29 protein-coding genes and 1 tRNA gene are annotated in these 26144 nt (G+C 65.8%); 13 read left to right on the top strand and 17 right to left on the bottom strand.

Translation table 11 applies throughout. The features are described from left to right. Positions 1-283 precede the first annotated feature (283 nt). Complete coding sequence (locus HALNA_RS09555) at positions 284-2710, top strand: PglZ domain-containing protein (RefSeq protein WP_049936153.1); 2427 nt, start codon at positions 284-286, stop codon at positions 2708-2710. A 98-nt stretch (positions 2711-2808) separates the two neighbouring features. Next, positions 2809-4836 carry a protease Lon-related BREX system protein BrxL gene (gene brxL, locus HALNA_RS09550; protein WP_049936152.1) on the top strand — a complete coding sequence of 676 codons (2028 nt, stop codon included), beginning with the start codon at positions 2809-2811 and terminating at the stop codon, positions 4834-4836. Positions 4837-5400: 564 nt separating this feature from the next. Here the strand turns inward: brxL and HALNA_RS09545 are convergent. After that, a tRNA-Arg gene (locus tag HALNA_RS09545) sits at positions 5401-5473 on the bottom strand. Between the two features lie 105 nt (positions 5474-5578). Here HALNA_RS09545 and HALNA_RS09540 point away from each other — a divergent pair. From HALNA_RS09540 to HALNA_RS09525, 4 genes are read left to right on the top strand one after another with little or no spacing between them, the layout of a single operon-like run. Continuing rightward, on the top strand, positions 5579-5998 hold the full coding sequence (locus tag HALNA_RS09540) for a high-potential iron-sulfur protein (RefSeq protein WP_049936151.1): 420 nt from the start codon (positions 5579-5581) through the stop codon (positions 5996-5998). A gap of 48 nt (positions 5999-6046) precedes the next feature. Then, positions 6047-7972, top strand: a complete 1926-nt coding sequence (locus tag HALNA_RS09535) for a NosD domain-containing protein (RefSeq protein ID WP_049936150.1) — start codon at positions 6047-6049, stop codon at positions 7970-7972. Further along, on the top strand, positions 7969-8688 hold the full coding sequence (locus HALNA_RS09530) for an ABC transporter ATP-binding protein (RefSeq protein ID WP_049936149.1): 720 nt from the start codon (positions 7969-7971) through the stop codon (positions 8686-8688). The genes HALNA_RS09535 and HALNA_RS09530 overlap by 4 nt, the downstream gene beginning before the upstream one ends. After that, positions 8685-9536 (top strand): ABC transporter permease subunit, encoded by an 852-nt coding sequence (locus HALNA_RS09525; RefSeq protein ID WP_049936148.1) that lies wholly within the window; start codon positions 8685-8687, stop codon positions 9534-9536. Before HALNA_RS09530 ends, HALNA_RS09525 begins: the two co-directional genes overlap by 4 nt. A 137-nt stretch (positions 9537-9673) precedes the next feature. Here the strand turns inward: HALNA_RS09525 and HALNA_RS09520 are convergent, their stop codons facing one another. The 3 genes from HALNA_RS09520 to HALNA_RS09510 form a co-directional block, all read right to left on the bottom strand. Next, positions 9674-10204, bottom strand: coding sequence for a winged helix-turn-helix transcriptional regulator (locus HALNA_RS09520; protein ID WP_049936147.1), 531 nt, complete (start codon positions 10202-10204; stop codon positions 9674-9676). 117 nt (positions 10205-10321) lie between these two features. Next, positions 10322-10885 (bottom strand): nitrous oxide reductase accessory protein NosL, encoded by a 564-nt coding sequence (locus HALNA_RS09515; RefSeq protein WP_049936146.1) that lies wholly within the window; start codon positions 10883-10885, stop codon positions 10322-10324. A gap of 104 nt (positions 10886-10989) precedes the next feature. Next, positions 10990-11364, bottom strand: coding sequence for a universal stress protein (locus HALNA_RS09510; protein ID WP_049936145.1), 375 nt, complete (start codon positions 11362-11364; stop codon positions 10990-10992). Positions 11365-11599: 235 nt separating this feature from the next. Here HALNA_RS09510 and HALNA_RS09505 point away from each other — a divergent pair, with 235 nt between their 5' ends. Both HALNA_RS09505 and HALNA_RS09500 read left to right on the top strand, forming a co-directional pair. Further along, complete coding sequence (locus tag HALNA_RS09505; RefSeq protein WP_049936144.1) at positions 11600-12541, top strand: PfkB family carbohydrate kinase; 942 nt, start codon at positions 11600-11602, stop codon at positions 12539-12541. Continuing rightward, positions 12538-13170 carry a M20/M25/M40 family metallo-hydrolase gene (locus HALNA_RS09500; protein ID WP_169719032.1) on the top strand — a complete coding sequence of 211 codons (633 nt, stop codon included), beginning with the start codon at positions 12538-12540 and terminating at the stop codon, positions 13168-13170. Before HALNA_RS09505 ends, HALNA_RS09500 begins: the two co-directional genes overlap by 4 nt. Here the strand turns inward: HALNA_RS09500 and HALNA_RS09495 are convergent. The 5 genes from HALNA_RS09495 to HALNA_RS09475 form a co-directional block, all read right to left on the bottom strand. Next, on the bottom strand, positions 13107-13751 hold the full coding sequence (locus HALNA_RS09495) for a phosphoribosyltransferase (protein WP_049936142.1): 645 nt from the start codon (positions 13749-13751) through the stop codon (positions 13107-13109). The genes HALNA_RS09500 and HALNA_RS09495 overlap by 64 nt on opposite strands. A gap of 158 nt (positions 13752-13909) precedes the next feature. Continuing rightward, the gene (locus tag HALNA_RS09490) at positions 13910-14146 is read right to left on the bottom strand and encodes a hypothetical protein (RefSeq protein WP_049936141.1); all 237 of its coding nucleotides are present in this window, start codon (positions 14144-14146) and stop codon (positions 13910-13912) included. Further along, positions 14146-15147 carry a cytochrome d ubiquinol oxidase subunit II gene (cydB, locus tag HALNA_RS09485; RefSeq protein ID WP_049938025.1) on the bottom strand — a complete coding sequence of 334 codons (1002 nt, stop codon included), beginning with the start codon at positions 15145-15147 and terminating at the stop codon, positions 14146-14148. The genes HALNA_RS09490 and cydB overlap by 1 nt, the downstream gene beginning before the upstream one ends. Continuing rightward, positions 15140-16564 (bottom strand): cytochrome ubiquinol oxidase subunit I, encoded by a 1425-nt coding sequence (locus HALNA_RS09480; protein WP_049936140.1) that lies wholly within the window; start codon positions 16562-16564, stop codon positions 15140-15142. The genes cydB and HALNA_RS09480 overlap by 8 nt, the downstream gene beginning before the upstream one ends. A gap of 63 nt (positions 16565-16627) precedes the next feature. Continuing rightward, positions 16628-17281 (bottom strand): potassium channel family protein, encoded by a 654-nt coding sequence (locus HALNA_RS09475; protein WP_049936139.1) that lies wholly within the window; start codon positions 17279-17281, stop codon positions 16628-16630. 150 nt (positions 17282-17431) lie between these two features. Here HALNA_RS09475 and HALNA_RS09470 point away from each other — a divergent pair, with 150 nt between their 5' ends. Further along, entirely contained in the window at positions 17432-17641 is a 210-nt protein-coding gene (locus tag HALNA_RS09470; protein WP_049936138.1) for a hypothetical protein, read from the top strand. On the opposite strand, the gene HALNA_RS21175 is transcribed toward HALNA_RS09470, so the two are convergent. Genes HALNA_RS21175 through HALNA_RS09455 form a run of 4 tightly spaced genes read right to left on the bottom strand, consistent with a single transcriptional unit; the run spans position 17624 to position 18926 of the window. Continuing rightward, a complete protein-coding gene (locus tag HALNA_RS21175; protein WP_049936137.1) occupies positions 17624-18073 on the bottom strand; it encodes a sodium:calcium antiporter in 450 nt (149 codons plus the stop codon). The genes HALNA_RS09470 and HALNA_RS21175 overlap by 18 nt on opposite strands. Further along, positions 18067-18531 carry a hypothetical protein gene (locus HALNA_RS21170; RefSeq protein WP_049936136.1) on the bottom strand — a complete coding sequence of 155 codons (465 nt, stop codon included), beginning with the start codon at positions 18529-18531 and terminating at the stop codon, positions 18067-18069. The genes HALNA_RS21175 and HALNA_RS21170 overlap by 7 nt, the downstream gene beginning before the upstream one ends. A gap of 51 nt (positions 18532-18582) precedes the next feature. Then, complete coding sequence (locus tag HALNA_RS21375; RefSeq protein WP_281172127.1) at positions 18583-18681, bottom strand: 2-oxo acid dehydrogenase subunit E2; 99 nt, start codon at positions 18679-18681, stop codon at positions 18583-18585. Further along, entirely contained in the window at positions 18678-18926 is a 249-nt protein-coding gene (locus HALNA_RS09455; RefSeq protein ID WP_049936135.1) for a 2-oxo acid dehydrogenase subunit E2, read from the bottom strand. The genes HALNA_RS21375 and HALNA_RS09455 overlap by 4 nt, the downstream gene beginning before the upstream one ends. A gap of 245 nt (positions 18927-19171) precedes the next feature. Here HALNA_RS09455 and HALNA_RS09450 point away from each other — a divergent pair, with 245 nt between their 5' ends. Then, positions 19172-19660, top strand: coding sequence for a pyruvoyl-dependent arginine decarboxylase (locus HALNA_RS09450; protein WP_049936134.1), 489 nt, complete (start codon positions 19172-19174; stop codon positions 19658-19660). A 5-nt stretch (positions 19661-19665) separates the two neighbouring features. On the opposite strand, the gene HALNA_RS09445 is transcribed toward HALNA_RS09450, so the two are convergent. The 4 genes from HALNA_RS09445 to HALNA_RS09430 form a co-directional block, all read right to left on the bottom strand. Next, positions 19666-19869: a hypothetical protein gene (locus HALNA_RS09445; RefSeq protein WP_049936133.1), complete on the bottom strand. Its 204-nt coding sequence runs from the start codon at positions 19867-19869 to the stop codon at positions 19666-19668. 10 nt (positions 19870-19879) lie between these two features. Beyond that, the gene (locus HALNA_RS09440; protein WP_049936132.1) at positions 19880-20158 is read right to left on the bottom strand and encodes an acylphosphatase; all 279 of its coding nucleotides are present in this window, start codon (positions 20156-20158) and stop codon (positions 19880-19882) included. Positions 20159-20197: 39 nt separating this feature from the next. After that, the gene (locus HALNA_RS09435; RefSeq protein WP_049936131.1) at positions 20198-21046 is read right to left on the bottom strand and encodes a DUF5794 domain-containing protein; all 849 of its coding nucleotides are present in this window, start codon (positions 21044-21046) and stop codon (positions 20198-20200) included. Between the two features lie 335 nt (positions 21047-21381). Beyond that, the gene (locus tag HALNA_RS09430; protein WP_049936130.1) at positions 21382-22410 is read right to left on the bottom strand and encodes a LolA family protein; all 1029 of its coding nucleotides are present in this window, start codon (positions 22408-22410) and stop codon (positions 21382-21384) included. Between the two features lie 122 nt (positions 22411-22532). Between HALNA_RS09430 and HALNA_RS09425 the strand changes: the two genes are divergently transcribed. The 3 genes from HALNA_RS09425 (at position 22533) to guaB (ending at position 26055) form a co-directional block, all read left to right on the top strand. Beyond that, positions 22533-23252: an ABC transporter ATP-binding protein gene (locus tag HALNA_RS09425; protein WP_049936128.1), complete on the top strand. Its 720-nt coding sequence runs from the start codon at positions 22533-22535 to the stop codon at positions 23250-23252. Next, on the top strand, positions 23252-24487 hold the full coding sequence (locus HALNA_RS09420) for an ABC transporter permease (protein ID WP_049936127.1): 1236 nt from the start codon (positions 23252-23254) through the stop codon (positions 24485-24487). Before HALNA_RS09425 ends, HALNA_RS09420 begins: the two co-directional genes overlap by 1 nt. A 71-nt stretch (positions 24488-24558) precedes the next feature. Then, a complete protein-coding gene (guaB, locus tag HALNA_RS09415; RefSeq protein WP_049936126.1) occupies positions 24559-26055 on the top strand; it encodes an IMP dehydrogenase in 1497 nt (498 codons plus the stop codon). Positions 26056-26144 lie beyond the last annotated feature (89 nt).

The following is a 26144-nucleotide window of genomic DNA, read 5'->3' as shown; positions in this document are numbered from 1 at the left end:
GGATTTATTTCTAAATCCGATCTACCCTTCTCTGCAAAGAGAGCTCAGACTCGATATATCCTAAATACAGAGCCATCACATGAGGATCATCAAATGATTCGTCCTAACGAAGTGGATGAGGGCATCTATCTAGAAACAAATCATGATAACAAATCTAAAAAGAGATATTGTAAAAAGGCTATTGAGGACTTTGTTCTGAGTTGAAAGCAACTGGACTATAACTTCTTCTTGAATCAGACCATCTCCGAAACAACAATCAGGACAGATAGACTTTAAGAAACCAATGGGAGATCTTGCGGACAGTATTATCACGGAACTCCGGCAGAAGTTCGACCGACACCCAGTCTGGGTGTGGTACGACGCCCAGGAGAAGTACAAGGGCGTCCTTGACGAGGTCGAAGCTGCACTCAACGACGTCACGCTCGCTCGCTACGACGGCAGCTACTTCGAACTGAAGCGCCGCCTCCACGAGGAGGACCCGAACTACGAGCAGAACTGGCTGTTCTACATCCCTGAGTCCCGCAATGACGCCGAGTGGTTCCGTGACGTCCACGCACTCGGAAAACAGTACCGCGTCGGCCAAGATATCGACGACACTCCTGTGACGCAGTTCCTCGTCGAGCACGACGAAGAGATTCCCGACGCGTACGAAGACTGGGGCCAGAACCGCGAGGTTCAGCGCCTGGCGTTTTTCTGCGTTCTCTTCGATACCGCTGGCCCGGATACGGATGATTGGGTGCGAGCGTACCTCTCAGAGCCGGAAGCGTATCGTGAGACAATTGAGGACAACGCGATGGCCGACGCCTGGGACGCACAGCTCCGAGAGGAATATGGCGTCGACGCCGGACTCGACCCGAAGGAGATAGCTACACAGTTCCTGTTTGGCGAGGTAGCTAGCCGGGCTCCGACGACACGATACGACGAACTCGCTCCGGATGAGCCTCGTGCTGCTGCAACGTTCTGTGACGAGTGGCAGCAGTACGCCCCGACCGAGTTCACGCGCTACGCCGAAAAAATCGAGACGGACTACGATCTGGCGAAGGCTGTCATCGACTCCGACCGGACCAGCTGGGACGCGACGGCGTTCAAGGGCATCGACATGGGCCTTATCCGGCTCGTGATGGAGCGACTCGCGGAAGAGACGTATGCTGACCTTCCTGAAATCGCAACGGATCTCGAACGAACCGTCAAATCCCGCCAGAATAGCTTCTGGAGCAACGAAGACCTCGTCGACTGGTCGGTCCCAGCTTTGGCGGTAGAAACGCTACAGCGAGTCGGGACCATCGACACGGACGAGGCAAAGACACTCTCCTCAGAGGAACTCGCCCAGAAATACACCAGTGACGACGGCTGGTGGCAAGTCGATTCATCCTATCGGAACTATATCAACGCAACACAGGAGGCTACATTCCCCTACCCCAAGGAAACCACGGTGAAAAAGCGGGTCACCAAACACTACATGTCCTTCCTCCAAGGGGTGAACAGACCACTTGCCGATATTCTGAGTGAGGACCCGACGCTCGGAACACCGCAGACCTCGTTCTACGAGGAGTTTGCAGACCTTGAGAAAGGCACTGCAATCATCGTCTGTGACGGGCTACGGTACGAACTGGCCGAGGCCATCAAAGAGAATCTCGGACTACGAACCGACTTCGAGCAGAGCCTAAGCGCAGTCAGCGCTGCGTTGCCTTCGATTACGGAAGTCGGGATGGCTGCACACCTTCCCGGAGAACTCGGGCTATCACTTGAAAACGACGACCTCGTTGTGACTAGTGGCGGGGAAGTGATGGGCGGGAAAGCCGATCGTGTTGACCGGCTCAGCGCCGCAGGCTTCGAGGTCGTCGATATGGACGGAGTGAGCAACATCGCGCTGGAGGAGCTGGCCGAATCCGACCCCATTCCTCGGGTTGTCTACTCCGGAACGATAGACAAACTCGGAGAGAATCTCGACGACGATGCTGCATTTAGTCAGGTCTCCTCGCACATAGACGACGTCGAGCGAACCGTTCAGCGCTTGAAACAGGCTGGTTACACCCGATTCGTGATTACGAGCGACCACGGGTTCCTCTATACGGATCGACTGACCGATGACCTCAAGGTCGAATCTCCGGACCTCGCTCCAGTCGTTAAACGGCGATTCGCGGCGACTGACAGTAAGACCTCACTCGTCGATACGGACGAATTCATCGAAATTGGGCCTGATGCGCTGTCGGACCTCGGAATCAACGCCCCGGACCTCAAGCTCCTGTTTCCTCGGAGCGTCGCGTGCTTCAAAGCACAGGGTGGGAACATGCGATACTTCCACGGTGGAATCTCGCTCCAAGAATTGCTCGTTCCGTGTCTCACCGTGACGACAGGCGAAATCGAAGAGAGTGCGACGATCAGTTACGATGTTTCGATTCCAGATCCAATTACGAACTCGATTATCTCGGTCGATATCGAAGCGAAAAGCGAGCAGGTGTCGTTTGATCGAGCACCGACTCTGGAGATCCGTGCGAATATCGATGGAGAGTCCGTTGCCGATCCCGCCACCTTGGAGATCTCTCCTGGTTCCAATAGCACCCGAATCCGGCTCAAGCAAGGGGCTATCTCTGGAGAAAACTCTGTTCAGTTCGAGGTCATCGACACCGATACCCGAGAGACAATCGTCAAAAGGACAGTTGGGCTCGACCTGCTCTTCGGCGATGATGATATGCGATTCGATGTCTGAACTCTGCCGAGCTTTCAGTAACTACTGAGTCTGTCGGTGCTCGGTGCTGTCTCTTTTGACCGACACCAATATGCACCCGGCTCTACTCCCCGTAACTAATGACAACCGAGGACGTCGACGAGAAAGCCCTCGACGTCTTTCCCGGCCGCGTGGTCCGGAAGGATCTCGTTCAAGACATTAAATCTGGAGTGAACGTTCCTACCTATGTTCTTGAATACCTCATCGGACAATACTGCGCTACGGACGATGAGGAATCGCTTGAGGAGGGCCTCGAAAAAGTCAAAGAGATTCTGTCGAAGCATTATGTTCGCCCCGACGAAGCCGAATTCGTCAAAAGCGAGGTCCGCGAGCGGGGTCGTTATCGTGTTATCGACAAGGTAACCGTCAAACTCGATGAGCAGCAGGACGCATATATTGGATCGTTCGTAAATCTCGGATTGAACGATGTCGAAGTCGGCGAACACCTAGTCAGCAAACATCCCAAGCTTCTGGGTGGCGGTGTCTGGGCTATCATCGACCTGGAGTATATCCCGGACAACGCAAACAGCCCCAAGAGTCTGTTCGGCATCGAGTCGTTCAAGCCGATCCAGGTGTCGAACCTCGACCTTGACCAACTGAAGGATCGTCGACGCCAATTCACGCGGGACGAATGGATGGATCTCCTGCTCCAAACGGTGGGTTATGACCCATCTTCGTTCGACGAGCGCGAGAAGCTCCTCTTCTTGGCTCGTTGTATCCCGCTCGTCGAGTCAAACTACAACTACGTCGAATTGGGGCCACGCGGAACCGGTAAGAGCTATCTATATCGAGAAATCAGCCCACACTCCATACTCATTTCGGGCGGCAAAACGACCGTTGCGAAGCTGTTCCTGAATTTGAATACTGGTCGAATTGGCCTCGTCGGTCGATGGGATGTCGTTGCTTTCGACGAGGTCGGAGGACTCCGATTCAGTGATTCAGAGGCGGTGCAGATGCTCAAAGACTACATGGAATCTGGGAGCTTCTCACGCGGTACTGAAGAGCTCACAGCGCAGGCATCCATGGTCTACGTTGGAAACATCGACCTAGATGTTGAGGGCGTTCTCAAGAGCTCTCACCTCTTTGAGCCATTCCCAGAAGAGATGCAGGACCTTGCCCTCATCGACCGCTTCCACTACTATCTCCCCGGGTGGGAAGTCCCGAAGATGCGCTCCGAATTCTTCGGCGACCAGTTCGGCTTTATCGTGGATTATTTCGCGGAGTTCGTTCGAGAGCTCCGAAAAGAATCCTACGGAGATGCAATCAACGAAGAGTTTGCGTTCGGAGACCACCTGAACCAGCGTGACGAAAAAGCGGTTCGCAAAACTACATCTGGACTCCTCAAGCTACTCCATCCGCATGGAGAGTACAGCAAGGAGGAGCTTCGGGAGTACCTCGAATTCGCGATGGAAGGTCGGCGGCGCGTAAAAGAGCAACTGAAGCGGATGGGCGGAATGGAATATCGAGCAGTTGAGTTCTCGTATTTGGACTTAGGGACGAAAGAGGAGAACTACGTCGCCGTACCCGAAGAGGCCGACGAAGCTCTAATTCCACCTGGAACCCAGCAGGCAGGGACAGTCTACACGATCGGTGAAAGTGAGGGACGGCATGCTCCATTCCGAATCGAAACACAAGCGCTCCCCGGGTCTGGAAAAACAAACATCTCGGGGACTCCCGGGAGCAAGATGAAGGAGTCATTCGAGACGGCGTGCGACTACTTGCAGGCGAATATGCGTGATCTTCGGCGTGATGAGACGTTAGATGAATACGACATCAATGTGCAGGTACTCAACCCGTCTGATGCCGACGAGGGAGGCGAGGCAAGCGTTGGGCTTCTCGTCGGCATCGTCTCAGGAATTCTTGACAGACCAGTCCGCCCCCAGACGATAGTATTGGGTGCGATGAGTTTGATGGGCGAACTCGTCGCTGTGAGTTCACTAGTTGACAAGCTGCAGCTGGCAGCTGATTCAGGAGCGAAAACGGTGTTGTTGCCAGCTAAGAACAAGGAAGACCTGCCAAAAATACCAGATGAGCTGCTGGACCAGCTGCAACTCGTGTTCTATACGGACCCTCTTGACGCTGCCAGCAAGGCGATCGAGCTGGACTAACTGAGTCCTCTCATAGCCCTCGACTTCGGTTCAGCTTCCTCGCTGAGATTTTTCACTATATGGCGATGAGACGATGTGATAATTCGACCGTTTTGGTGGCAGATTTCGATGATCTCTACCCCACCTGAAAGAGCCTTCCTGTCCCCTAAACTTATAACCCTCCACGATTTCGATTGGTGCGAGTCCCGGACGGAGGCGAGAGCCGCACACGATCCGCATGGGTTCCGGAAATTCAGCGAGCGCTCAAACGCCGGCTGAAAATTCAATTCCGCCGCTACAAGCGTTAAAACGGAAGAAAACCGGACGGTTACAAGTCGTGCGGATTACGGATGGGTTGGGGCGGATTGTGCGACTTTTTTCTTTTATTCTTCAGTATGCAAGTGGCTCACACAATCACGGGTCCACCCCAACGGTTATATCACCAATCCACCAATTAGCTCTTAGCGAATCGCATGACAGCGACGACCCCCGCTCACACATGGAACGATCGTGCTCGCGGTCTGAGCGTCGGGTTTATAAGAACCCCGACGCCGTCCTGTGACTCCACACCGTTCGATTCCGGAACGGGCGTGGCGGGATTCGAACCCGCGATCGAGAGGTTAGGAACCTCTCGCCCTATCCGCTAGGCCACACGCCCCGACGGCCGTAGACGGGACGCCGACAAAAAGGTCGGTATCCGCCGATCGCGGATTTCGACGGGGACACCAGAGCTTATTGGTCGGTGGAGAGGCAACGAACGATCATGGGTAAACGACTGACGAAGTCTGACCGACGCCGACTGCTCGCGCTGATCGGAAGCGGACTCACGGCCGGCCTGGCCGGCTGTGGTGGCGGTGGCGGTGAAGACACGGCCACGGCCACGGCCACGGCGACCGCAACCGCGACCGCGACGGAGGGGTCGATGGACTCCGGCGGCGACGACACCGTCCCCGCGGAATACGAGACGGCGACGAGTCTGGGTGGCACCCAGCGGAATCCCGACACGCTCTCGGCGAAGTCGGCGGTGAACTACCAGGAGCAACCGAAGAACGGCCAGCAGTGTTCGAGCTGCCAGTTCTACATCGAGGACAAGAACGGCGACGGGATGGGGGCGTGTGCCATCGTCGCCGGCAACATCGATCCCGAAGGCTACTGTGTGAGCTACGCGGAGTATTCGGGCTAGACGGCCACACCACACGAGGTAAATACGCCCCCGGCCAACGATCGGTCGATGAACGACGGGGAGACGCGGACGTGGCAGTTCGTGGCGGCCGCGTGTTCGGTCCTGTTGTTGACCACGGCTGTCGGCGCCTTCGCCGTCGATCTGGGGTCGGCCCGACCCGACCCCGTCCCGTACGCGGACACGGTCAAGCTTGGGGTCACCGCGGAGGCCGAACAGACCGCCGAACAGGAGGGTGCCACCATCCCCCGCGTCGAGGTGTTTTATTCGCAGTACCGCTACGTCGTCGGCTATGCAGGGGTAGCGGGCGCGATTTCGGCACTCGACGAACCCGGCCGCGAACAGCAGTTCGGCTACCCGCTCGCCGTCTACGCCTCCGACTACGCGGACCGGTCACCGCGATGTGAGGGCGGCACGCTCACCGTGGCCACCAACCCCGACTGGGTGTCGGTGACCGAGGCGCAGTTCGTCGTCGGGAGCCGAGCGACACTCGCCGGCACGTCGGTCGTCGTCCCCTTCTCGGACGCGGGCGACGCCGCGGACTTCGCCGAGGCGTGTGGCGGCCGGGTCGTCGACTGGGCAACGCTCCGCGCCGATCCGCCCACCGTTCCGAGCGCGGCGGGCGTGAAGTCGGACGTAGACGACCGGCGGGCGCGTGCGGACCGCCGCGTCGCCGAGGCGGCGACGCTTCTGGATCGCGAGGTGTCGACCGTGGTCGGCCGCGACGCGCCGACGATTAGTGCCGCCGTCGCCGCCGCGCCACCGAACACGACCGTCGTCGTGCCCCCGGGGACGTACGCCGAACGCGTCACGATCGAGAAGCCACTCACCCTCCGCGGCGAGGGGGCGACGATGGACGGTGGCGACGAGGGGACGGTGATCGAGGTTCGGGCGGACGACGTGGCCGTGACTGGACTGACGATCCGCGGCGTCGGCAACGCGACCCGCGCGGCGAACGCGTCGGCGAGTGACGACTGGGACGCCCCGATTCAGCAGGGGTACGGCGAGGGTGACGCCGGCATCGCCGCGGTGAACGTCTCCGGGACCTACGTCCGAAACGTGTCGATCCACACCCCAGCCAACGGCGTGTTGCTCCGGGGGACGCCGGGCGCCGTCGTCGACGGTCTTCGGGTCGAGGGCTCCGAGGAGTGGCTCGACGGGTTCATGGGCGTCATGGCGATGTACGAGTCGGTCGTAGTCCAGAACTCGCGGATCGAGGGCGGCCGCGACGGCGTCTACCTCCACCGCGCCCACGGGACCGTCGTCCGAAACAACACGTTCCTCGACCACCGCTTCGGCGTCCACCTCATGTACACCTCGGAGACGTTGATCGCGGACAACGTCGCCCGCGGACAGGAGGGAAGCGGGGTGGTCATCATGACCCGTCCGACCGAGAACGCGGTGGTCGGCAACGACGTGCGCCACGCCAACGGCGGAATCTTCGCGGGTGGGTCGCGGAGCTACGTCGCCCGCAACGTCGTCGTCGACACCGATCGAGGACTGGTAACGTACGCCACGCAGTCGACGTTCGAGGGAAACGTCCTCTACGGGAACGAGGTGGGCTTTGCCGCCTCGACGGTGGTCCCGTCGAACCGGGTCGTCGCCAACGACTTCGTGGGCAACGACCGCCACGCCACCGCCGGCCCCGGCCCGCTCCGGATCTACACCGAAAACGGCCGTGGCAACTACTGGGAGGGGGCGTACGACATGACCCTCGGTGGGGGTGGATCGCCGACGCTCGACCGCGCCTACTCGCCGACCGACGACCTGGACCGTCGGCTCCACCGGACCGACGCAGCGGTGACGCTGAGTGCCGCCCCGACCGTGCGCGGCCTGCGGGCGTTCCGCGGGACGACGCCCGGCTTCCGGAAGGCAAGCATCATCGACCTCGCGCCGCTTCGGCGGCCGGCGAACCCCGACTTGCTCGCGCAGGCCCGCAACGAGACGGCCGTGAACACGGAGGAACGCGCCGCGTGACGGACGCGTATCTGCGCGCGACCGACGTGAGCCGTACCTTCGGCGACGTGACCGCGCTCGCGGACGTGTCCGTCGAGATACCGGGCGGGAGCGTCGTGGCGCTGATCGGTCCGAACGGGTCGGGCAAGACCACACTCCTGCGCATCCTGTCCGGGCTCCTGTCGCCGACGGACGGCGACGTGACGTACGAGGGGCCGTCGGCGACCCGGCCGCTCGGCTACCTCCCCCAGGCGCCGACGTTCCGGCCCGGATATACGACGGCCGAGACGGCGACGTTCTACGCGCGCCTCGTCGACGACGACCCGACCGAACTGCTCGAACGGGTGGGGCTCGGGGCGGTCCCGGACCGCCGCGTCGAGGCGCTCTCGGGCGGGATGACGCGCCTGCTCGGCATCGCCCAGGCGCTCGCCGGCGATCCGCCGGTGCTCTCGCTCGACGAACCCGCGAGCGGACTCGATCCGGTGATGAGTCGGCGGGTGTTCGACATCGTCGAGACGCTGGCCGACGACGGACACGCCGTCGTCGTCACGTCCCACGACCTGCCGCTGGTCGAGCGGGCGGCCGACCGGGTCGTCGTTCTCGACCGTGGCTCGGTCGTCGCGAGCGACACGCCGGGGGCGCTGCGAGAGCGGACGGGGGGACCGCTCCACGAGACGTTCACGAACCTCGTCGACGTCGGCGATGCCGTCTCGGTTCGCACGGAGGCGACGCGATGACGGGACGGGTCGGCGCGTTCTGGGCCGTCTTCGCCCGCGAAATCCGTGGCGCGATCCGGAACCGGACGTATCTCCTTCTGGCGGCCGCGCTGACGCTCGTCGTCTTCGGCCTCGCCCGGGCGGGGAACGGCCCTTCGGCGGGCTACATCCCGACGGTGGTGGACGTGTTGCTCGTCGTCGAAGTGCTGGTGCCCGCCGTCGCATTCGCCGTCGGCTACCGATCGATCACGGACGACGCGATCCGCGGGACGCTCGACGTACTAGCCACCTACCCCCTCCCGCCGTGGGCGTACGTACTCGGCGTCTACGCCGGCCGCGCCGTTGCGCTCCTCTCGGTCGTACTGGTACCGCTCCTGTTCCTCGGCGCCGTCGTCGCGGCGAGTGCGGCCCCCGCCACGACGGTCTTTGCCAGTCACCGCGGCGTCGACTCGCCGCTCCTTTTTGTCCGCTTTCTGGCGCTCACGGCGGCGTTCGCGCTCACGACGCTCGCGATGGCCGTCGCCGTCTCCGCGCTCGCCGACTCCCGTCGACGGGCCATCCTCCTGGCGCTCGTTGGCCTGCTAGTGGTGGTCGTCGGCGCCGACGTGACCATCCTGCGGATACTCTCGGGCGGCCTCGTCGACGCCGACCTCGGCACGCTCCTCGGCGTCTCGCCCGCGAGCGCCTACCGCGGGCTGGTGTTCGAGACGGTGCTCTACGTCGCGTTCTCGGAGCGTTCCGGCTTCGTCTCGCCGCCGGCCGCCGTGGCCGGACTCCTCGGCTGGAGCGTCGGCTCCCTGCTCGTCGCGACGCTTTCGGTGCGAGGGCGCCAGGCAACCGTCGGCCTTCTGGAGTGGCTCCGCGCCTGATCGCGTGCGGTCGACCGAACGGACCGGGTGGCCGGCGTGGTGGCGACTCGGCCGTCATACGGTTTAGTGTAAGTCATTACCGGTGGGTCGCCAGGACGGGTCGGCGACCCACCGGTGAACAGTTACACTAATCCGTATCAGTCGTCGGCGTCGGCGGCGCCGTAGCCCGCGCCGTCGACGAGAGTGACGAACCGATCGACGAGCCGATCGGCGAGGGAGGGCGACACCTCGCGGAGGAACCGTTCGGTCTCCTCGGGACGGGCGAGCGTCACCTCGACCCGTCCACGGGCGCCGCGGTGTGTCTCGACGACGCCCGCCTCGGAGAGCGAGTCGAGATGCCAGGAGACGGTGCTCCGGGCGAGGTCGAGTCGGTCGGCGAGCGTCGCGGCCGGGAGCCGCCCCTCGTCGAGGAGGAGCGTCAGCAGTTCCCGGGCCGTCTCCCGCCGGTAGAGCGCGAGCAACCGGCGCTCCCAGGCGTCGTACTCGGGGTCGAAGTAGTGGGTCCGCCCCCGAATCCGCTCGGCGACGACTTCGTCGTTTCGGCCGAGGCGCCGGAGATGATACTGCGCCTGTCCGGTCGCGATGTCGAGGTTGCGCGCGAGGGCGTTGAAATGGACGCCCGGGTTGGTTCGGACGTGCTCGCGTATCCGTCGACGAACGTCGGTCATGTGATGCAATATTGCTCTTGAAGTACAATTCTGTCGCGACGATTCCCGGACGCTGGGAACGTCGTCGGATGTCGGCCGTACTGTGACACGAGCGCCGCCATCCCGGGGGCGACGGGATCAGCTCTGGGCGACGAGTTCCTGCGAGACGTCTTCCGCGGCGATGATGTCGCCGCCGTACTCCGACGCGAACTCCGCGGCCAGGTCGCCGTCGCTGAAGGGGACGATGGCCGGCCCCATCGCACCCTCGACATCCGAGCCGACCACCACCTGCAGGTCCTCGGTGGCGGCGAACTCCTCGGCGGCCAGATGCGCCGAGATGACCCGCGCGCCCCCTTCCCCTCGAACCTCGTAGTCGACGGTGGCGTAGTCGGTGAGATACGTCACCTGCGGGCGCCAGCCCCGGGGTTCCGTCGCGAACCGGTGGCGGAAGGTACACACCGTGCTACAGAAGCGGGCGGGCGGGTCGTGTCCCTCCGGACTGTTGTCGCGGTAGTAGGTCTGTCCGGACGGCCCCGGATGCTGGTCGATGATCATCCCACACTGATCGCAACCCAGCGACTCGGTGAGCGAGATGGGAGCCGGTCGGTCCGTCGACCCCAGACAGCCGGCGAGGCCGACGGCCGCGGCCGTTCCGACGAGGAATCGACGGCGCGAGGGACCGCCGAACGCGTCTCCACCCATACCAGTGGATACGACGGTGTCGCGTTTAGCTCTCTTGGTGTGGGCGTCGAACGGTCGCTGCTCGGCGGACACGAAAAGAACGATCGGTCGTCGGCAGTGGGCGACTACTCCTCGGCGACGAACGCGACGGTGCAGTCGGCGTTCAACAGGACGAGCTGCGAGACGCTTCCCATCAGGGCCTTCCCGATGGGCGTCTGTTTGTGCGGTCCGAGGACGATGTAACTCGTGTTACGACTCTCCGACTCGTGGAGGATACGCGGTGCCGGGTCGCCGAGCGCACCCGCCGCACTGACGTTCTCGGGGTCGTCGAGCGACAGTCGGATGGCGTTCTCCGCCACCGACTTGGCCTCCTCTGTCGTCTCCGTCTCGGGCATGACGTGCAGCACCACGAGATCCTCGTCGAACGCCTGCGCGAGCTCGTAGCCACGCTGTACCACGAGGGAACTCTCCGCGTCGTCCACGGCGGCCAGGATTGACATAGCGTACGTCTGTCGTATCGGCGTTTAAATAAACGTTGGTGATTATTATCATGTTCGAGTAATATCCCACCAGTCGGTGCGTGGGACGCCGCCGATCGACCGACTCAGCCCACCTTCGTGGGCTCGACGTGATGTATCCTATTCTATATTTTCACGAACCCGTTTCCGGACCGATACGGCCCGTCGCGCTCGCTCACCCGAACGTATAGGTTGTTGCCAGCCGCGACGGGAGACGATGGGCCGAGTCGTCAGTCTGGGGAGCATCAACGTCGACCACGTCCGGCGGGTGACCGACGCCGAACTCGCCGCCCTGGAGGAACGCTACGACTGGTTCCCGCCGCGCGGACACACGGCCCGCGTCGAGACGTTGCCGGACGATTTCGCGCCCGACGCCGAGGAGGTCCACCACGGCGGCAAGGGGGCGAACCAGGCCGTCGCGGCCGCCAGCGCCGGGGCCACGACGGCGATGCTCGGCAAGGTCGGGGCGGATCACGACCGGTTCGGCGCCCGCTCGGCGCTCACCGACGCCGGCGTCGACGCCGACCGGGTCGGGGTCGCCGACGAACCCACCGGCTCGGCGTACATCTTCGTCGAGCCGAGCGGCGACAACCGGATCGTCGTCGACCCCGGCGCCAACGCGGCCGTCGACGACGCGTACGTCCGGGCGCAGGCCGACGCCGTCCGCGACACGGACTGTCTCCTCCTGCAAAACGAGATTCCGGTCGACCCGGTCGCGGGACTGCTCGCCGACATCGCCGACGACCCCGAGCGGCCGACGGTGATCCTCGATCCCGCGCCGCCCGCAGGCGCCGAACCGTTGCTCGGCCGCGAGGCCGTCGACTACCTCACGCCGAACGAACACGAGTATGCGGCGCTCGGGGACGCTCTCGAGGAGTTCGCCGGCGTCGTCGTTCGCAAGCAGGGCGGCGATCCCCTGATCGTGGAGACGGCGGCCGAGCAGTTCTCGGTGACGCCGCCGGCCGTCGACCCCGTCGACACGACCGGCGCCGGCGACGTGTTGAACGGCTTCCTGGCGGCGCGACTCGCCGCCGGCGCGTCGCTCCGGGAGGCCGTCGAGACGGCGGTCGTCGCCGGATCGCTGTCGACGCGGACGGCGGGCGCCCGTCGCGGGATTCCGACCCTCGACGACGTGCGGGCGTTCCGGGCCGCGGAGTGAGCGGAACGGATACAAATATCGACGCCGCGAACTGTCCACGGGTGCTCGCGTACGCCGAGGAGTCGGCGGCGTCGCTCCGGGATCGGGTGGCGTCGACGACAATCGACCTCGTGGAGTTCCGAACGACCGAGGACCGACCGGCGGAAATCGAGGCCGCGCTGTCGTACGTCGTCGACTTCTTCGCCGACACGGCGGTCGACATCGACCGATTTCGCCACGAGGGCGTCCCGTCGCTCGTCGTCTCGCTCGACGGGTCACAGTCGCCGGACGGTGCCTTCCACGGCCATCTCGATGTCGTCCCCGCCGTCGACTCCCTGTTCACCACGCGGTACATCGACGAGGGCGAACTCTCGGGCCGCGGGACGGCCGACATGAAAGGCGGCCTCGCGGCCATGATGCAGGTCGTGCGTGTCCCGCTGCGAGTCGCCGCCGTCGCTCGCCCTGTTCGTCGTCACGGACGAGGAGCGAGGGGGTCACCACGGCGCCCGCTACCTCCTCGACGAGGTGAGTTACGACACCGCGTTCTGTATCACGGGCGAGCCAAACAACCTCGACGGGGACTGCATCAGCCCGTCCCGTCCAGATACGCCATCGCCTCCTCGTCGCTCATCTGGTCGAAGCGGTCGTAGAAGGCGCCGACGGCGCCGAACGTAGTCGGCGTCAGCGGGACGACCACCGTGTCGGCGACGGCGTCGAGTTCCGACACCGTCTCCGGCGGGCCGACGGGCACCGCGAGGACGACCCGCTCGGCGCCACCCTCGCGGACGAGTCGGAGCGCGGCGGTGGCGGTCGATCCCGTGGCGACGCCGTCGTCGACGACGACGACCGTCTTTCCAGCCACCGCCGGCGCCTCGCGGTCGCCACGGTAGCGCGACGCCTTCTCCCGGGCTGCCCGGATCTCGTGGTCGCGCTCCCGACTCACGTAGTCGTCGCTCACGCCGAGCGAGGCGATCGCCTCGTCGTCGAGCCAGACGCTCCCGTCGCTCGCGACGGCGCCGATGGCGTACTCCGGGTTGCCGGGGGCACCGATCTTCGACGCGACCACGATGTCGAGCGGCGCGTCGAGCGCGTCCGCCACCACCCGACCGAGCGGGAGGCCGCCGCGCGGGATCGCCAACACGAGGTCCGCGTCGACGCCGCGGTCGACGAGTTCGGCCGCCAGACGCTGGCCCGCATCGGTTCGATCCGCGAAGCGCGCTCCAGTTGGCATACGCTACCGTACGACGTGGAGGCTCAAATATCCGAAGTTCGTTTCCGCTCGGCGAGAACGAGCGTGGCGTCCGCCTCATACGGTTTACTGTCGGTCGTTATCGGTGGATTGCCGGCTCGTCCCGTCGATCCACCGGCGAACAGTTGCAGTAATCCGTATCAGCCGCCGCTGGCGCCAGTCTCGGCACCGGCCGCCCGAACCCACCACGCCACGAGTTCGTTCACGTTATAAAAGAGGATCGCGACGGTAACGAGCGTCGTCAGGAGGTAGACGATGAAGCCCGGCGGGCCGCCGACGGCGTCGCCGAGGAGGCCGCCGGTGATGCCGACGACGGTGAGTTCGATCCACGTCACCAGGATCCGGGAGCCGAGCCGTAGCGTCGGCGTCTCGCCCATCAGTACGACTCCCCCGCTTCGATCGGGCCGCTGAACGCGGAGTAGAGGACGACGAAGTAGACGAACACCAGCGGCAAGAGGAGCGCGGCGCCGATGGACATGAGGTTGAGCGAGAGCGTCGGCACGACGGCCGCCTCGACGGTCAGCCCCGTCGCGGGGTCGACCGACGGGTAGAGAAGCGACGCGACGACGGCGACGAGGGTGAACACGAGGCCCGCGGCGGCGACGAACGCGAGGTAGTACCGATCCCGTCGCGTCGCCAGCGCGTACCCGGCGGCGAAAACGAGCGTCAGGCCCACGAGGCCGAGGACGAGCGGCGAGCGCAGCCGTCCCCGGAGACCCGGTTCGAGGAGGTAGACGCCGAGGAGTGTCGCGACGACCAACACGAGGTAGGCCGCGAGGGCGCGGTAGCCGTCGGCCTGCAGATCGGCGCGCAGGTCGCCGCGGGTCTTCAAGCGCAGGAAAGCAACGCCGTCGACGACGGTCAACGTGACGACGGTCAGGCCGACGAGGACGCCCGGGAGCGTGACGAGCGCCGTCGAGCCGAGCAGCCAGTTCGCCGTGAACAGCCCGAGGAAAAACGGGGTGGCGAGGCTGCCGGCGACGAACGCCCGACCCCACCAGCGCTGCCACCGCTCGTCGTGGCGCTGTTCGTACATCTCGGGTGCGAGTCCACGGAGCAGGAGCGCCCCGAGGATGGCGAACATCAGCAGGTAGTGGCGGCTGAACAGGTTGGCGTAGACGGGTGGGAAGGCGGCGAAGAGGGCGCCACCGAAGACGACCAGCCACACCTCGTTGCCGTCCCAGAACGGGCCGATGGCGGCGAGGAACTGCTCCCGTTCGGCCGCGTCCTCGCGGGTGGCAAAGAGGACGCCGACGCCGAAATCAAAGCCGTCGAGAAAGAGAAAGGTCGCAAAGATGACAAATAGGAGACCGAACCAGAGGTCCGGAAGCGGGAGGCCGAACAGCGGCCCGCTCGACAGCGTTTCGACGCTAGTCATCGGCGGCCACCTCACTGTCGGCCGGTTCGGTCGGCGCCGTCGTCACGAGGTCGGCCCGGTCCGGCGGGCCGGCGCGAATCAGCCGGGTGATCACGTAGCCATAGAGCGTGAGCAAGCCGAGATAGGCGGCGGCGAAGCCGACGAGCGTGGCCGTCGCCTCGGCGCCGGTGAGGCCGGGCGAGACGCCCTCGCTCGTCTTCATCACTCCCTGGATGATCCACGGCTGGCGGCCGACTTCGGTGACGACCCAGCCGAGTTCGACGGCGAAAACCCCCAGCGGCGCCGACGTCATCAGCGCCTTGTGCAACAGGTCGTCCGCGAAGAGTTCGCCCCGGAACCACCGATAGCCGCTCCAGAACGCGAGCGTGACGAACCAGAATCCGAGCGCGACCATGATGCGGAACGACCAGAAGACGATGGCGACGGGAGGTTGTGGCCCCTCGAACTCCTCTAGACCCCGGATGGTCGCCTGCGGGTCGCCGCCGCTTGCGAGCCACGAGGCGCCGCCGGGGATGCCGATGCCGAAGATTTCCTTCGCCCGCGGGTCAAGCAGGCTCTCGACGCTCGTCGGGAACGCGATCAGATACTCGGGGACGTAGGAGTCCGTCTCCCAGACGGCCTCCATCGCCGCGAACTTCTGGGGCTGGGTCTCGTAGACGTGGCGGGCGTAGAGGTCGCCGTGAAACACCTGCAGCGGCGCGGTGATCAGCAGGCCGACGACGGCGATTTTGAGCGTCGTCTCCCAGAAGGTCACGTGGTCGACGGGACGTTCCCAGACGTGGTGTCTGAAGACGAAGTAGGCGCTCAGCCCTGCCATCGCGAGCGACACCGACTCCACCGAGGCGTTCTGCATGTGGACGAACATCCAGAAGAATCGGGGGTTGGCGTAGGCCGCGATGGGGTCGACGAGGTGGATCACCTGCTCGCCGTTCCGGGTGACCATCTCGTAGCCCCTGGGCATCTGCATCCACGAGTTGGCGACGAGAATCCAGACCGCGGAGAGCCAGGTGCCGAGGCCGACGGCGACGGCAGAAGCCATATAGAGCGCGTCGCCGACGCGCTCCCGGCCGAAGACGAAGACGCCGAGGAAGGTGGCTTCGAGCATGAACGCCATCATCCCCTCGACGGCGAGTGGACCGCCGAACAGCGGGCCGGCCGTCGTCGCGAAGGCGGCGAAGTTGGTTCCGAACTCGAACTCGAGGACGATGCCCGTCACCGTGCCGACGACGAAACTGACGGCGAAGATGCGCGTCCAGAACCGGCGTAACTGCTCGTACACCGGCTCACCGGTTCGGATGTCCTTCCACGTGAAGTAGATCAGGAAGGGTGCGAGACCCATACTGACCACGGGAAATACGATGTGGACGATGGTCGTAAGCGCGAACTGGAGTCGGCTGGCGATGACTGGATCAACCATGAGTGGGGTTCCGTCTGGCGGTTGGCTGGCGGTGCGGCTGGGGTCGTGGGTCGATCCGTCCGGTCACCCTCTGAAGAGGGCCAACACCTCGTCGATCACGGCCGACTCCACGCCGACGACGTACCGCTCGCCGGCACTGAGTTCGGTGTCGCCGTGGGCGACACAGCAGCGATCCTGGCCCGAAATGACGAGACTACCCCTCGGAAGCGAGATATCGGCGAGCGTTCGTCCCGCGACCGGCGCGCCGGGGGCGACTTCGACCTCTAGGATCTCCAACTCATGGTGATCGCCGACGATGGTCCTGACTTCGTCACCGGCAAGGACGTCCGCGGCGGCCGACGCGCTCAGCTCCGGTGGGAGGATCGTCGCGTCCGTGATCTCTTCGTAGGCGTCCTCTGTTCCCGCGTCCGTCCGGGCGAGCGTCCGGACGTTCGGGGCGAGGTCCTTCGCCGCGAGGCAGATAGCCAGGTTCGTCCCGGCCTCGTCGGTCAGCGCGGCGACGGCGTCGGCCCGCTCCGGATCGGCCTGTTCGAGGGTCGCCGGCGACGTGGCGTCGCCCTCGATGACCACGCCGATCCGTTCGTCGGCCGCGCGGTCCGACCGATCCACCTCCTTCTCGATCAACACGACCTCGTGGCCGCGGTCGTCGAGTTCGCGCGCCGTCCGGAGACCGACGCGTCCGCCACCCGCGACGATGATACGCTTGGTGTGTGACATGGTGTATCCGACAGCGAGGCGCTATCCGAACGTCCGTGGCGACGGCGGTTTAATTGCTCCCTCGTTCCCAGCGGACAGGAACGGGACACCGCCCGACTTGTTGTTAGATATCCAATAACAGTTAAGTCCGTCGCCGCCGTCGGTTTCGGTATGTTCCTCCGTCTTGCCGCGTTCGTCCTGGGTCTCCTCGAACTGCTCCGTCCCCGAAGCGTCGTCGACTTCTGGATGGGTCTCGCGACCCGCGAGGACGACGTGTCGCTCCGGCCGTGGGTGTACACCGCCGCGCGGGTCGAGGGCGTCTTCCTCGTGTTGTGGGCGATCCGTCGCTCCAGGTCCCGCCGGTCAGCCGACGGGGAGTAAACCCACGACCCCGACGGTTTCGAGCGCGATCCAGCCGACGAAGGCGACGTAGGCCGCGAGCAGGACGCAAGCCTCCCGGTCCGTGAGCGAGAGATCGGTCCGGAGCAGGGTGAAGAGCACGAGCGTCGCGACGGTCAGACAGGCCATCATCGGGGTGGCGGCGGCGAAGTCGACGGTCGTCGTCCCGACGATCAGGACGCCCGCGGGGACGGCCACGAGCAGGTCGAACGTGTTGCTCCCGAGGACGTTCGCCATACTCGTGACGCCGCCGTCCGATTCCGCCGATGCGGCCCGGAGGCTCACGAACAGGTCGGGGAGGCTCGTCCCCGCGGCGACGACGACGAGCCCCCAGACGAACGGGGGCGTGCCGAGCAGGTCGCCAAAACCGATGGCCGCCCGAACCAGCCCTTCGGCGGCGACGACGATCAGCACCAGTCCGACGAGCAGTTCCAGCCACCGCCGTCCGACCGCGACCGAGTCGACACCCTCCCCGTCGTGGTCCGCGAGGTCCTGATACTGGATGAAGACATAGAAGCCGTAGAGGGCGACGGGGACGAGCGCGAGCGGTCGGTCCTCGTCCCGACGAGGCGCCCGTTTCCGGCCGCAGGATCGTAGATGACGGCGAAGGCAAAGGTCAAAAACAGGACCGACACCGCGAGCATGTAGAACTGCGCTTCCTTGTAGACGAGCGTTCGGCTCGCTTCGAGTTCCCGCCGGCGCGAGAGGGTCGCCGCCGCCGGGATGACGAGGATGTTGAAGACGGCCGAGCCGACGATGGCACCGACCCCGAGGTCGAACTGGCCGTGCAGGAGCGTCGCGAGGACGGTGCTCGACAGTTCCGGCATACTGGAGCCGACGGCGGCGTACCACACCCCGGTGGCGAGGGTCATCGACCGGCGGTACTCGGTCCCCCACAAAACGTTCACCGATGATACGGCGCCCTACGCGGCGTCGGCCTCGGCCTCCTCGATACCCTCGGCGAGCGTCCCGAGAAAGCGGGCGGCATCGGCGCCGTCGACGACCCAGTGGTCGAAGCTCAGATCCAGCGGGAGGTTGATGATCGGCGTGAATCCGTCACGCCGAGCGGACCGAGGTCCGAGACGGTGATCGTCCCGCCTCGGAGGTCGGCCATCGCGTAGTCACCGGTCCGAACCGCCTCGGTCAGCCGTTCGCGCTCGGCCGCGATACCGTCTGGGTCCAGACCCCTCACGCCGGCGACGACCGGGGCGACCAAACCGTCCTCGACGGCGGCGTTGTGCTCCTCGTAGTACCGCGCCGTCACCATGTCGATGCAGCGCCCGGAGCCTGTGTTCTGGTATTATGCCACGTACACGTCGAGACCGTACCGTGTGAGTTGGTTGGGAATTCCGCGACGGTCCCGCGTCCGGGGCCGCCGAATGGGACGGAGGGTCCGCGGTCCCGTGACCGGATGTCCGAAGCGACGATAGCAAGTCATAAACGATCCAACCGCAAAGCCCGTGGCGATGACGCGATCCGTCGGTCACCCGTTCGTTCCCCAGGGAGGGACGGATGCCGATTGAACTCGTCTGGGGGACGGGGGCGGGCCGGACCGAACTCGGCGCCTTCGACGCCGCGCTGAGCGACGCGAACGTCCACAACTACAATCTGGTCGAACTCTCCTCCATCGTCCCCGAGGGGGCGAGGATAGAACGCGTCGGGGCGCTCGACCCCGGGCGGTGGGCGACGGGTGACCTGGTAGCGGTCGTGCTGGCGTCGCGAACGTCGTCGACGCCGGGCGAACGGATCGCCGCCGGTCTCGGGTGGGAACTGGCCGCGGAGGGCGGCGTCTTCATGGAGAACGACGCGCCGACGGCCGAGGCGTGTGAGCGCCGCCTCGACGCGAATCTGGCGGACGCCAAGCGAATCCGCGAGTGGGACTGGACGGGCGAACGGGGGACGAAGGTCGTCGACCACGTCGTCGATTCGGGCGCCGGGGGCGCCGTCGTCGCCGCCGTCTTCCACCCCATCTCAGGCGGCCATCGTGCGGACGACCGCTGATCGGATCAGAGCCTCGCGTACTGCGTGATCCCCCACGCGAAGACGGCGACGCCGACGATGAAGACGGCGAGCGTCGCGAGCAGTGGTCTGGGGGCGAGCGTCGGACCACCCAGAAAAGGACCGCGAACGACCAGATAGCCCGCGCCGAGGGTCAGAACCAGGCCGACCCCGCCGACGATGCCGGCGACGAGTTGCGGGAGCGAGGTCACCGTCGACCCGTCACCGTCGGACCGAGAACCCCGACTCGTTCCGTGGCTCCTCGTACGATACGTCGACATCGTGGACGGTGGCCGCGGGGCTGCCGGTGTGACACCACTCGATCATTTCCTCGACGGCGTCCTCGTCGCCCTCGAAGACGGCTTCGACGCGGCCGTCGTCCAGGTTTCGAACCCAGCCGTCGACGTTTCTCGCCCGCGCGGCGTCGCGGGTGTTCGCCCGGTAGTAGACGCCCTGGACCCGACCGGAGACGTACACTCGGACCCGCGTTCGGTCGCTCATGGCCGTCCATTACCGCCCATGAATAAAAATCCGCAGTCGCTACAGCCACGGCGCCCGCGACTCCTCTTCGATGGGGAACGGCGAGGAGCCGGACTCCTCGTCGGCGGTGGCCGGTTCGTCGTCGTCCGCCGCGTCCGCATCCACCTCGGTTCCGGACGCCCGGTCCGGATCGAACGAGAACACCGCGGTCACACAGAGGACGCCCAGGGCGACGGGCGCCTCGGTGGGCATCAGGCCGAGCACCGAGAGCGCGAGCATCCCGAGGGCGACGGCGCTCCCGAACCGGAACAGGTCGAGGTCGACCGACTCCTGCAGCGTCGGGCCGAGCGCCGCGACGAGCATGGCGAAGCCGACGCCGACGCCCGCGGCGGCGACGCCGCGAAGGACGAGGCCGGGGTCGGTGACGAAGGTCAGCGACGCGCCGGCTGGCTGGAGACTGGCGACGAGGCCGAGGCCGATGATGACCGCGGGCCGGGGCAGGTACTCGCCGATCCGGGCGCTCGCCGTCTTCGCCGCGACGGTCAGGATGACCAAGCCGGCGAAGCGCTGGAAGACGGCCATGTCGATGGCGGTCTGGACCGTCGGCGCCAGCGCCGCCTCGATGGCGGCGGCGGGGAGCAAAATTAGTCCCAGAAGCGCAATAGCGCGCATCCGCTCGCGGGGCGAGCCGTCCATCTCCGCGAGGACGACCGCGACGGTCGCCGATCCGCCGAAGATGAGCAGGCCGGCTTCGAGGATGCCGAACGGGTAGGTGAGCGCGCCCGCGAGGATCAACGCCGGGAAGATACCGTCGATCAGCGGGAGGGCCATCACCGTGGCGAGGAGCTTGGTCGCGCCGCCGACCTGCCGCTCGAGGCGGAGTGCGACCGGATGCTGTGAGACGCTCATGCCACGTTAACGGCCGTACCCATCGGCCGAACGGTGGTGTAACGCCCTCGATCTGCCCGCGTCGACGACGTTCCCGGTTCCGAAGCGTTTGAAATTGCCCGCGCGTGTAAAGGAGATGCCGGAGTCCTCGATGGAACTCGTCCGAGCGGCAGTACGCGTGGCGGTGGAACGCTTCGAAGCCATGTTCGAAAAGTGGGCCACTGACAATATAAACGTTGCGTGGGACGGGACCCCACGACCGGAGTTCCCACGTCACGGGTGGACAACGGGCGGTTTCGATGGGGTCTACGTGACGTTCGGCCGCAACCGTCCGGCGGACGTTACGGCCGAGGGGATCACTCGTCCAGCCGACGGGCCAATTCGATGGCTCGGTCCTCGCTCGCGTCGACGGCGACGGCCGTCTGCACGCCATCGTGCTCCCAGTAGACGACGGCGCGGTCACGGACCGTGGTGACGTTGGCATCGTGGCCGTTCACGGTGATCGCCGTGGCGTTCTCCGTGCCGAACTCGCGGTCGCTGGTCGTCGAGACGACGGTCACGTTGTCCCCCGCGTCGCGGTACTGCTGGGCGACGGTCGTCGACGACGCCCGCGTGAGCACGCTCGCCTCACGGAAGGTGGCGTCAAGTTCGGGGAGGTCGAGGCTGGTGTTCGCCTGCACTGCCGCGAAGGTGTCGTAGCGGTCGACCGACGTGACCGCGATCCGGTCCGCCGGCGGGTCGAACGTGCTGTCGTGGACGCTCACGTTGAACTGCGTGTCGCGGTAGTCGACGGTCGTCCGGTTCGTGCCGTCGGTCAACTCCGCCCGGAGCAGGCGCGAGTCCGACGTGGCGACCCACAGCGTCGCCGTCCCCTCGCCGTCGTCGTGGCGCACCTCGATCACGTGGGCGTCGGTGCCGTCGTCGCTCCCCCGCCGGAGATACTCGGCGCTGCCGTTCTCCCAGTCGTCGATGGAGCGATTCGCGAGGTCGGTCGGCATGGCGTTGGCGGCGGGACCGACGGACGCGTTGCGGTCCCACGCCGCGGTGCGGTTGGGGCCGACGTACCACGCGACGGATTCGTTCACGCCGGCGCGGTAGGTCCGGTTCGGCGCCTCGACGACGGTCCGGGACTGGTTGCCGGCGGCGGCGAACTCGACCGTCGCCGTCTCGTTCGCCGTGTCGTTGCCGACGGTCACGTCCGCAGTCGTCACGAGGCTCTCGGCGTCCGCGTACCGGTCGCGCGTATCGTCGAGCACCGCGTCGGCGGACGGTTGGGAGGACTGGCCGGAGGTTATCGCGGCGCCGGCGACGGCCACGGCCACGAGCGCGGCTACCGTGACGGCCACGAGCGTCGTCCGACGCACGCCGCCGGATGTCGGTTGCATGGCCCCCATTACGGGCGGGTTCCAAAGAAGCTTCCGCGGGAGACGGGCCACGCATAGTCGAGTAACGCGCTCGGCCGGCACCGGGCGCACGACTCATAAGCGTCCCGTCCAAACGGGGAGCGATGGGTACCACACGGGACGGCGACGCGTCCCCCGTCGTCGATCTGTCCGAGGTTACGAAGACCTACGACGTGGGTGGCGTCGTTGAGGCGCTCTCCGGCGTCTCCCTCGAGCTCACCGAGGGGTCGTACACCGCGGTGATGGGACCGAGCGGCTCCGGTAAGTCGACGCTGCTGAACCTGATCGGTGCGCTCGATACGCCGACTGCGGGTCGGGTCGTCGTCGACGGACGGGACGTGGGCACGGCCACCGAGGCGGAGCGGGCCGGCCTCCGGGGGACGGCCATCGGCTTCGTCTTCCAGACGTTCAACCTCCTGCCGCGGCTGACGGCGGTGGAGAACGTCGCGCTCCCGCTGGTCTTCGAGGGCGTCGCCCGCGCCGAGCGGACGGCACGGGCCCGCGAGTTGCTGGCGGACGTGGGGCTCGGCGACCGGACGGACCACCTCCCGACCGAGCTCTCGGGGGGCCAGCGCCAGCGGGTCGCCATCGCCCGCGCGCTCGTCGCCGACCCCGCCCTCGTCCTCGCGGACGAACCGACGGGAAACGTCGACACCGAAACCGGGAGCCGGGTGCTCGGGGTCTTCGACGACCTGCACGCTCGCGGCAACACGCTCCTCCTCGTGACCCACGAGCGCCACGTCGCGGAGCGGGCCGAGCGGATCGTCCACGTCCGGGACGGGAAACTGGAGCGAATCGAGGAACTCGCGGGGGGCGGGAGTTGATGGACCTCTCCGAGGCGGTTCGGATCGCGCTCCGGTCGATCCGGAGCCACAAACTGCGGTCGACGCTGACGGTCGTCGGCCTCGTCATCGGCATCGCGTCGGTCATCGTCTTCGCCACCTTCGGCGCGAGCGTAAAGACCGAAGTGATCAGCGACATCGAGGGGTCGAACGCCGACAACGTCTACGCCTTCGCGACACCCGAGGACGACGAGGGGTTCGACCGGGTGATCCAGCCCGTGTTCACGGAGCGGGACGTGTCCGAACTCGAGTCGCTCGCGGGGGTGATAACCGTCGTCCCGCGGGGGACCGTCGACGCCAACTCGTTGACCCATGGAGGCGACACCATCGCTCGCCAGCGAGTGACGGCGACGACCCCCGAGACGTTCGAGGCGGGGAAGATAGTCGCGGGCCGTGGGTTTCGCTCGGGAACGAACGAGGTCGTTCTCAACGAGCGGGCGGCGGAGTCGTTCGAGGAGAACGTCACCGTCGGCGACAGCCTGACGCTCTCGCTGGCCGAGAACCGGACGGCCGAGCTCACCGTCGTGGGAATCGTCAACGGAACCAGAGGGGAGTTGCCCGTCAGCAGTTTCGCGGAGGAGTCGCGGGTGTACGTGCCGATCGACCCCTTCTACCGGACGGTCGTCGAGAGCCCGAGCGTCGGCGTCCGCCAGCGGGCGTATCCGCAGGTGACGGTCGTGACCGAGCCGACGACGACGGCGGCGACGCGGACGGCCGTCGAGTCGTACCTGCGTGAGGAGTCCGACGCCCGACAGTTGCTCCCGGGGGGAGCGGAGCTGACGGCGCGGACGAGCGGCGACTTCGTGGCGCAGGTGGCGTCGGTCATCGAACGGATCACGCGCTTCGTGACCGGCGTCGCGGTGATCGGGCTGGTGGTCGGCGCCATCGGTATCGCGAACATCATGCTCGTGAGCGTCACGGAGCGGACCCGAGAGATCGGCGTGATGAAGGCCGTCGGCGCGCGCAACCGTGACGTGCTCGTTCTCTTTCTCGTCGAATCGGGACTGCTGGGTACCGTCGGGGCGGTCCTCGCGCTCCCGGTCGGGCTCGCGGTTGGCTACGCCGCTACCCGGTACGCCGAGGTGACCTTCGCGCTCGCGCCGACGTGGATGGCGACTGCGGTGGTGGTGGGCGTCGTTGTCGGCGTCGTCGCCGGGCTGTACCCCGCGTGGCGGGCGGCGCGGGTCGACCCCATCGACGCGTTGCGGTACGAGTAGCGCGTGGGACCGACACACACCCGCAGACGCCGTCTCGCAACGTTTTTCCCGGCGGCGAGACGACGGTTTACATGGCGAACGACGTTCCCGAGGCCGGACCTTTCTCGGAGAAACTGCGCGTACCGGAGTCGCTGACGTTCGACGACGTACTCTTGCGACCGATGGAGAGCCACGTCGAACCCGACGAGGCCGACGTGTCGACACGGGTATCGACGAGCGTCACGCTCAACATTCCCGTCCTCTCGGCGGCGATGGACACGGTGACCGAGAGCGGCCTCGCAATCGCGATGGCGCGAAACGGGGGGCTGGGCGTGCTCCACCGCAACATGACCGTCGACGAGATGATCGTCGAAATCGAGCGCGTCAAGCGCGCGGACGAACTCGTGATCCGGCGTGAGGACGTGGTGACGGCCGAACCGGACCAGACCGTCCGCGAGGTGGACGAGATGATGGAACACGAGGGCGTCAGCGGCGCCCCCGTCGTCGACGACGACGACACGGTGCTCGGCATCATCTCGGGGACGGACATCCGGCCGTATCTGGAGGTCGGGGAGTCAGACGAGGTACGCAAGGCGATGACCGACGAGGTCATCACCGCGGGCGAAGGCGTCACGGCCCGTGACGCGCTGGAACTCATGTACGACCACAAGATCGAACGGGTGCCCATCGTCGACGACGAGAACCGCCTCGTCGGCCTGGTGACGATGCAGGGAATCCTCCAGCGTCGGGAACACGAGAACGCCGCCCGCGACGACACCGGCTCCCTCCGCGTCGGCGTGGCCGTTGGCCCCTTCGAGGACGACCGCGCGCGCGCCGCCGACGAGGCCGGCGCGGACGTGCTCTTTATCGACTGCGCGCACGCTCACAACCGAAACGTGATCGACAGCGCCAGGGCGATCCGCGAGTCGGTCGACGCGGACGTGGTCGTCGGCAACGTCGGCACGCAGGAGGCCGCCGAGGCCGTCGTCGACTTCGCGGACGGCGTGAAGGTCGGCATCGGGCCGGGATCGATCTGTACGACCCGCGTCGTCACGGGTGCGGGGATGCCCCAGATCACCGCCGTCTCCGAGGTGGCGGACGTTGCCAGCCAGCACGACGTGCCGGTCATCGCCGACGGCGGCATCCGCTACTCCGGGGACGCCATCAAGGCCATCGCCGCCGGCGCCGACGCCGTCATGCTCGGCTCTTACTTCGCGGGCACCGAGGAGGCGCCGGGTCGCGTCATCACGATGAACGGGAAGAAGTACAAACAGTACCGCGGCATGGGCTCGGTCGGCGCGATGCGCTCGGGCGGCGGCGACCGCTACCTGAAAGAGGAAGACGAGGACGAGGGATTCGTCCCCGAGGGTGTCGAGGCGGCCACCCCGTACAAGGGCACCCTCGCCTCGGAACTCCACCAGCTCGTCGGCGGGATGAAATCGGGGATGGGCTACGTCGGCGCGGCGACGATTCCCGAGTTCAAGGAGCGCTCGCGGTTCGTCCGCGTCTCCGCCGCCGGCCAGACCGAAGGCCATCCACACGACGTGATGATCACGGACGAGGCACCGAACTACAGCCCGCAGGAGTAGGAATCGGGCGGGGTCGACCGTCTATCGACCTTCCGCAAGAGGTATTTTGATATACATCGACCCCACATTGGAAACCGTGAGTGGCACCA

This window comes from Haloplanus natans DSM 17983, assembly GCF_000427685.1.
Classification (GTDB): domain Archaea; phylum Halobacteriota; class Halobacteria; order Halobacteriales; family Haloferacaceae; genus Haloplanus; species Haloplanus natans.
The sequence above is the reverse complement of the archived record's forward strand: the minus strand, read 5'-3'. Positions and strand labels throughout refer to the sequence as shown.

What these genes read in the sequence shown, in the direction of transcription:
- HALNA_RS09420 (WP_049936127.1), top strand. Translation starts at nt 23,252, where the DNA reads ATGGACCTCTCCGAGGCGGTTCGGATCGCGCTCCGGTCGATCCGGAGC.
- HALNA_RS09525 (WP_049936148.1), top strand. Translation starts at nt 8,685, where the DNA reads ATGACGGGACGGGTCGGCGCGTTCTGGGCCGTCTTCGCCCGCGAAATC.
- HALNA_RS09510 (WP_049936145.1), bottom strand. Translation starts at nt 11,364, where the DNA reads ATGTCAATCCTGGCCGCCGTGGACGACGCGGAGAGTTCCCTCGTGGTA.
- HALNA_RS09555 (WP_049936153.1), top strand. Translation starts at nt 284, where the DNA reads ATGGGAGATCTTGCGGACAGTATTATCACGGAACTCCGGCAGAAGTTC.
- HALNA_RS09515 (WP_049936146.1), bottom strand. Translation starts at nt 10,885, where the DNA reads ATGGGTGGAGACGCGTTCGGCGGTCCCTCGCGCCGTCGATTCCTCGTC.
- HALNA_RS09470 (WP_049936138.1), top strand. Translation starts at nt 17,432, where the DNA reads ATGTTCCTCCGTCTTGCCGCGTTCGTCCTGGGTCTCCTCGAACTGCTC.
- HALNA_RS09430 (WP_049936130.1), bottom strand. Translation starts at nt 22,410, where the DNA reads ATGCAACCGACATCCGGCGGCGTGCGTCGGACGACGCTCGTGGCCGTC.
- HALNA_RS09480 (WP_049936140.1), bottom strand. Translation starts at nt 16,564, where the DNA reads ATGGTTGATCCAGTCATCGCCAGCCGACTCCAGTTCGCGCTTACGACC.
- HALNA_RS21170 (WP_049936136.1), bottom strand. Translation starts at nt 18,531, where the DNA reads ATGACCCTCGCCACCGGGGTGTGGTACGCCGCCGTCGGCTCCAGTATG.
- HALNA_RS09495 (WP_049936142.1), bottom strand. Translation starts at nt 13,751, where the DNA reads ATGCCAACTGGAGCGCGCTTCGCGGATCGAACCGATGCGGGCCAGCGT.
- HALNA_RS09490 (WP_049936141.1), bottom strand. Translation starts at nt 14,146, where the DNA reads ATGGGCGAGACGCCGACGCTACGGCTCGGCTCCCGGATCCTGGTGACG.
- cydB (WP_049938025.1), bottom strand. Translation starts at nt 15,147, where the DNA reads ATGACTAGCGTCGAAACGCTGTCGAGCGGGCCGCTGTTCGGCCTCCCG.
- HALNA_RS09425 (WP_049936128.1), top strand. Translation starts at nt 22,533, where the DNA reads ATGGGTACCACACGGGACGGCGACGCGTCCCCCGTCGTCGATCTGTCC.
- brxL (WP_049936152.1), top strand. Translation starts at nt 2,809, where the DNA reads ATGACAACCGAGGACGTCGACGAGAAAGCCCTCGACGTCTTTCCCGGC.
- HALNA_RS09520 (WP_049936147.1), bottom strand. Translation starts at nt 10,204, where the DNA reads ATGACCGACGTTCGTCGACGGATACGCGAGCACGTCCGAACCAACCCG.
- HALNA_RS09440 (WP_049936132.1), bottom strand. Translation starts at nt 20,158, where the DNA reads ATGAGCGACCGAACGCGGGTCCGAGTGTACGTCTCCGGTCGGGTCCAG.
- HALNA_RS09540 (WP_049936151.1), top strand. Translation starts at nt 5,579, where the DNA reads ATGGGTAAACGACTGACGAAGTCTGACCGACGCCGACTGCTCGCGCTG.
- HALNA_RS09505 (WP_049936144.1), top strand. Translation starts at nt 11,600, where the DNA reads ATGGGCCGAGTCGTCAGTCTGGGGAGCATCAACGTCGACCACGTCCGG.
- guaB (WP_049936126.1), top strand. Translation starts at nt 24,559, where the DNA reads ATGGCGAACGACGTTCCCGAGGCCGGACCTTTCTCGGAGAAACTGCGC.
- HALNA_RS09435 (WP_049936131.1), bottom strand. Translation starts at nt 21,046, where the DNA reads ATGAGCGTCTCACAGCATCCGGTCGCACTCCGCCTCGAGCGGCAGGTC.
- HALNA_RS09455 (WP_049936135.1), bottom strand. Translation starts at nt 18,926, where the DNA reads ATGGTGACGGCGCGGTACTACGAGGAGCACAACGCCGCCGTCGAGGAC.
- HALNA_RS09450 (WP_049936134.1), top strand. Translation starts at nt 19,172, where the DNA reads ATGCCGATTGAACTCGTCTGGGGGACGGGGGCGGGCCGGACCGAACTC.
- HALNA_RS09535 (WP_049936150.1), top strand. Translation starts at nt 6,047, where the DNA reads ATGAACGACGGGGAGACGCGGACGTGGCAGTTCGTGGCGGCCGCGTGT.
- HALNA_RS09475 (WP_049936139.1), bottom strand. Translation starts at nt 17,281, where the DNA reads ATGTCACACACCAAGCGTATCATCGTCGCGGGTGGCGGACGCGTCGGT.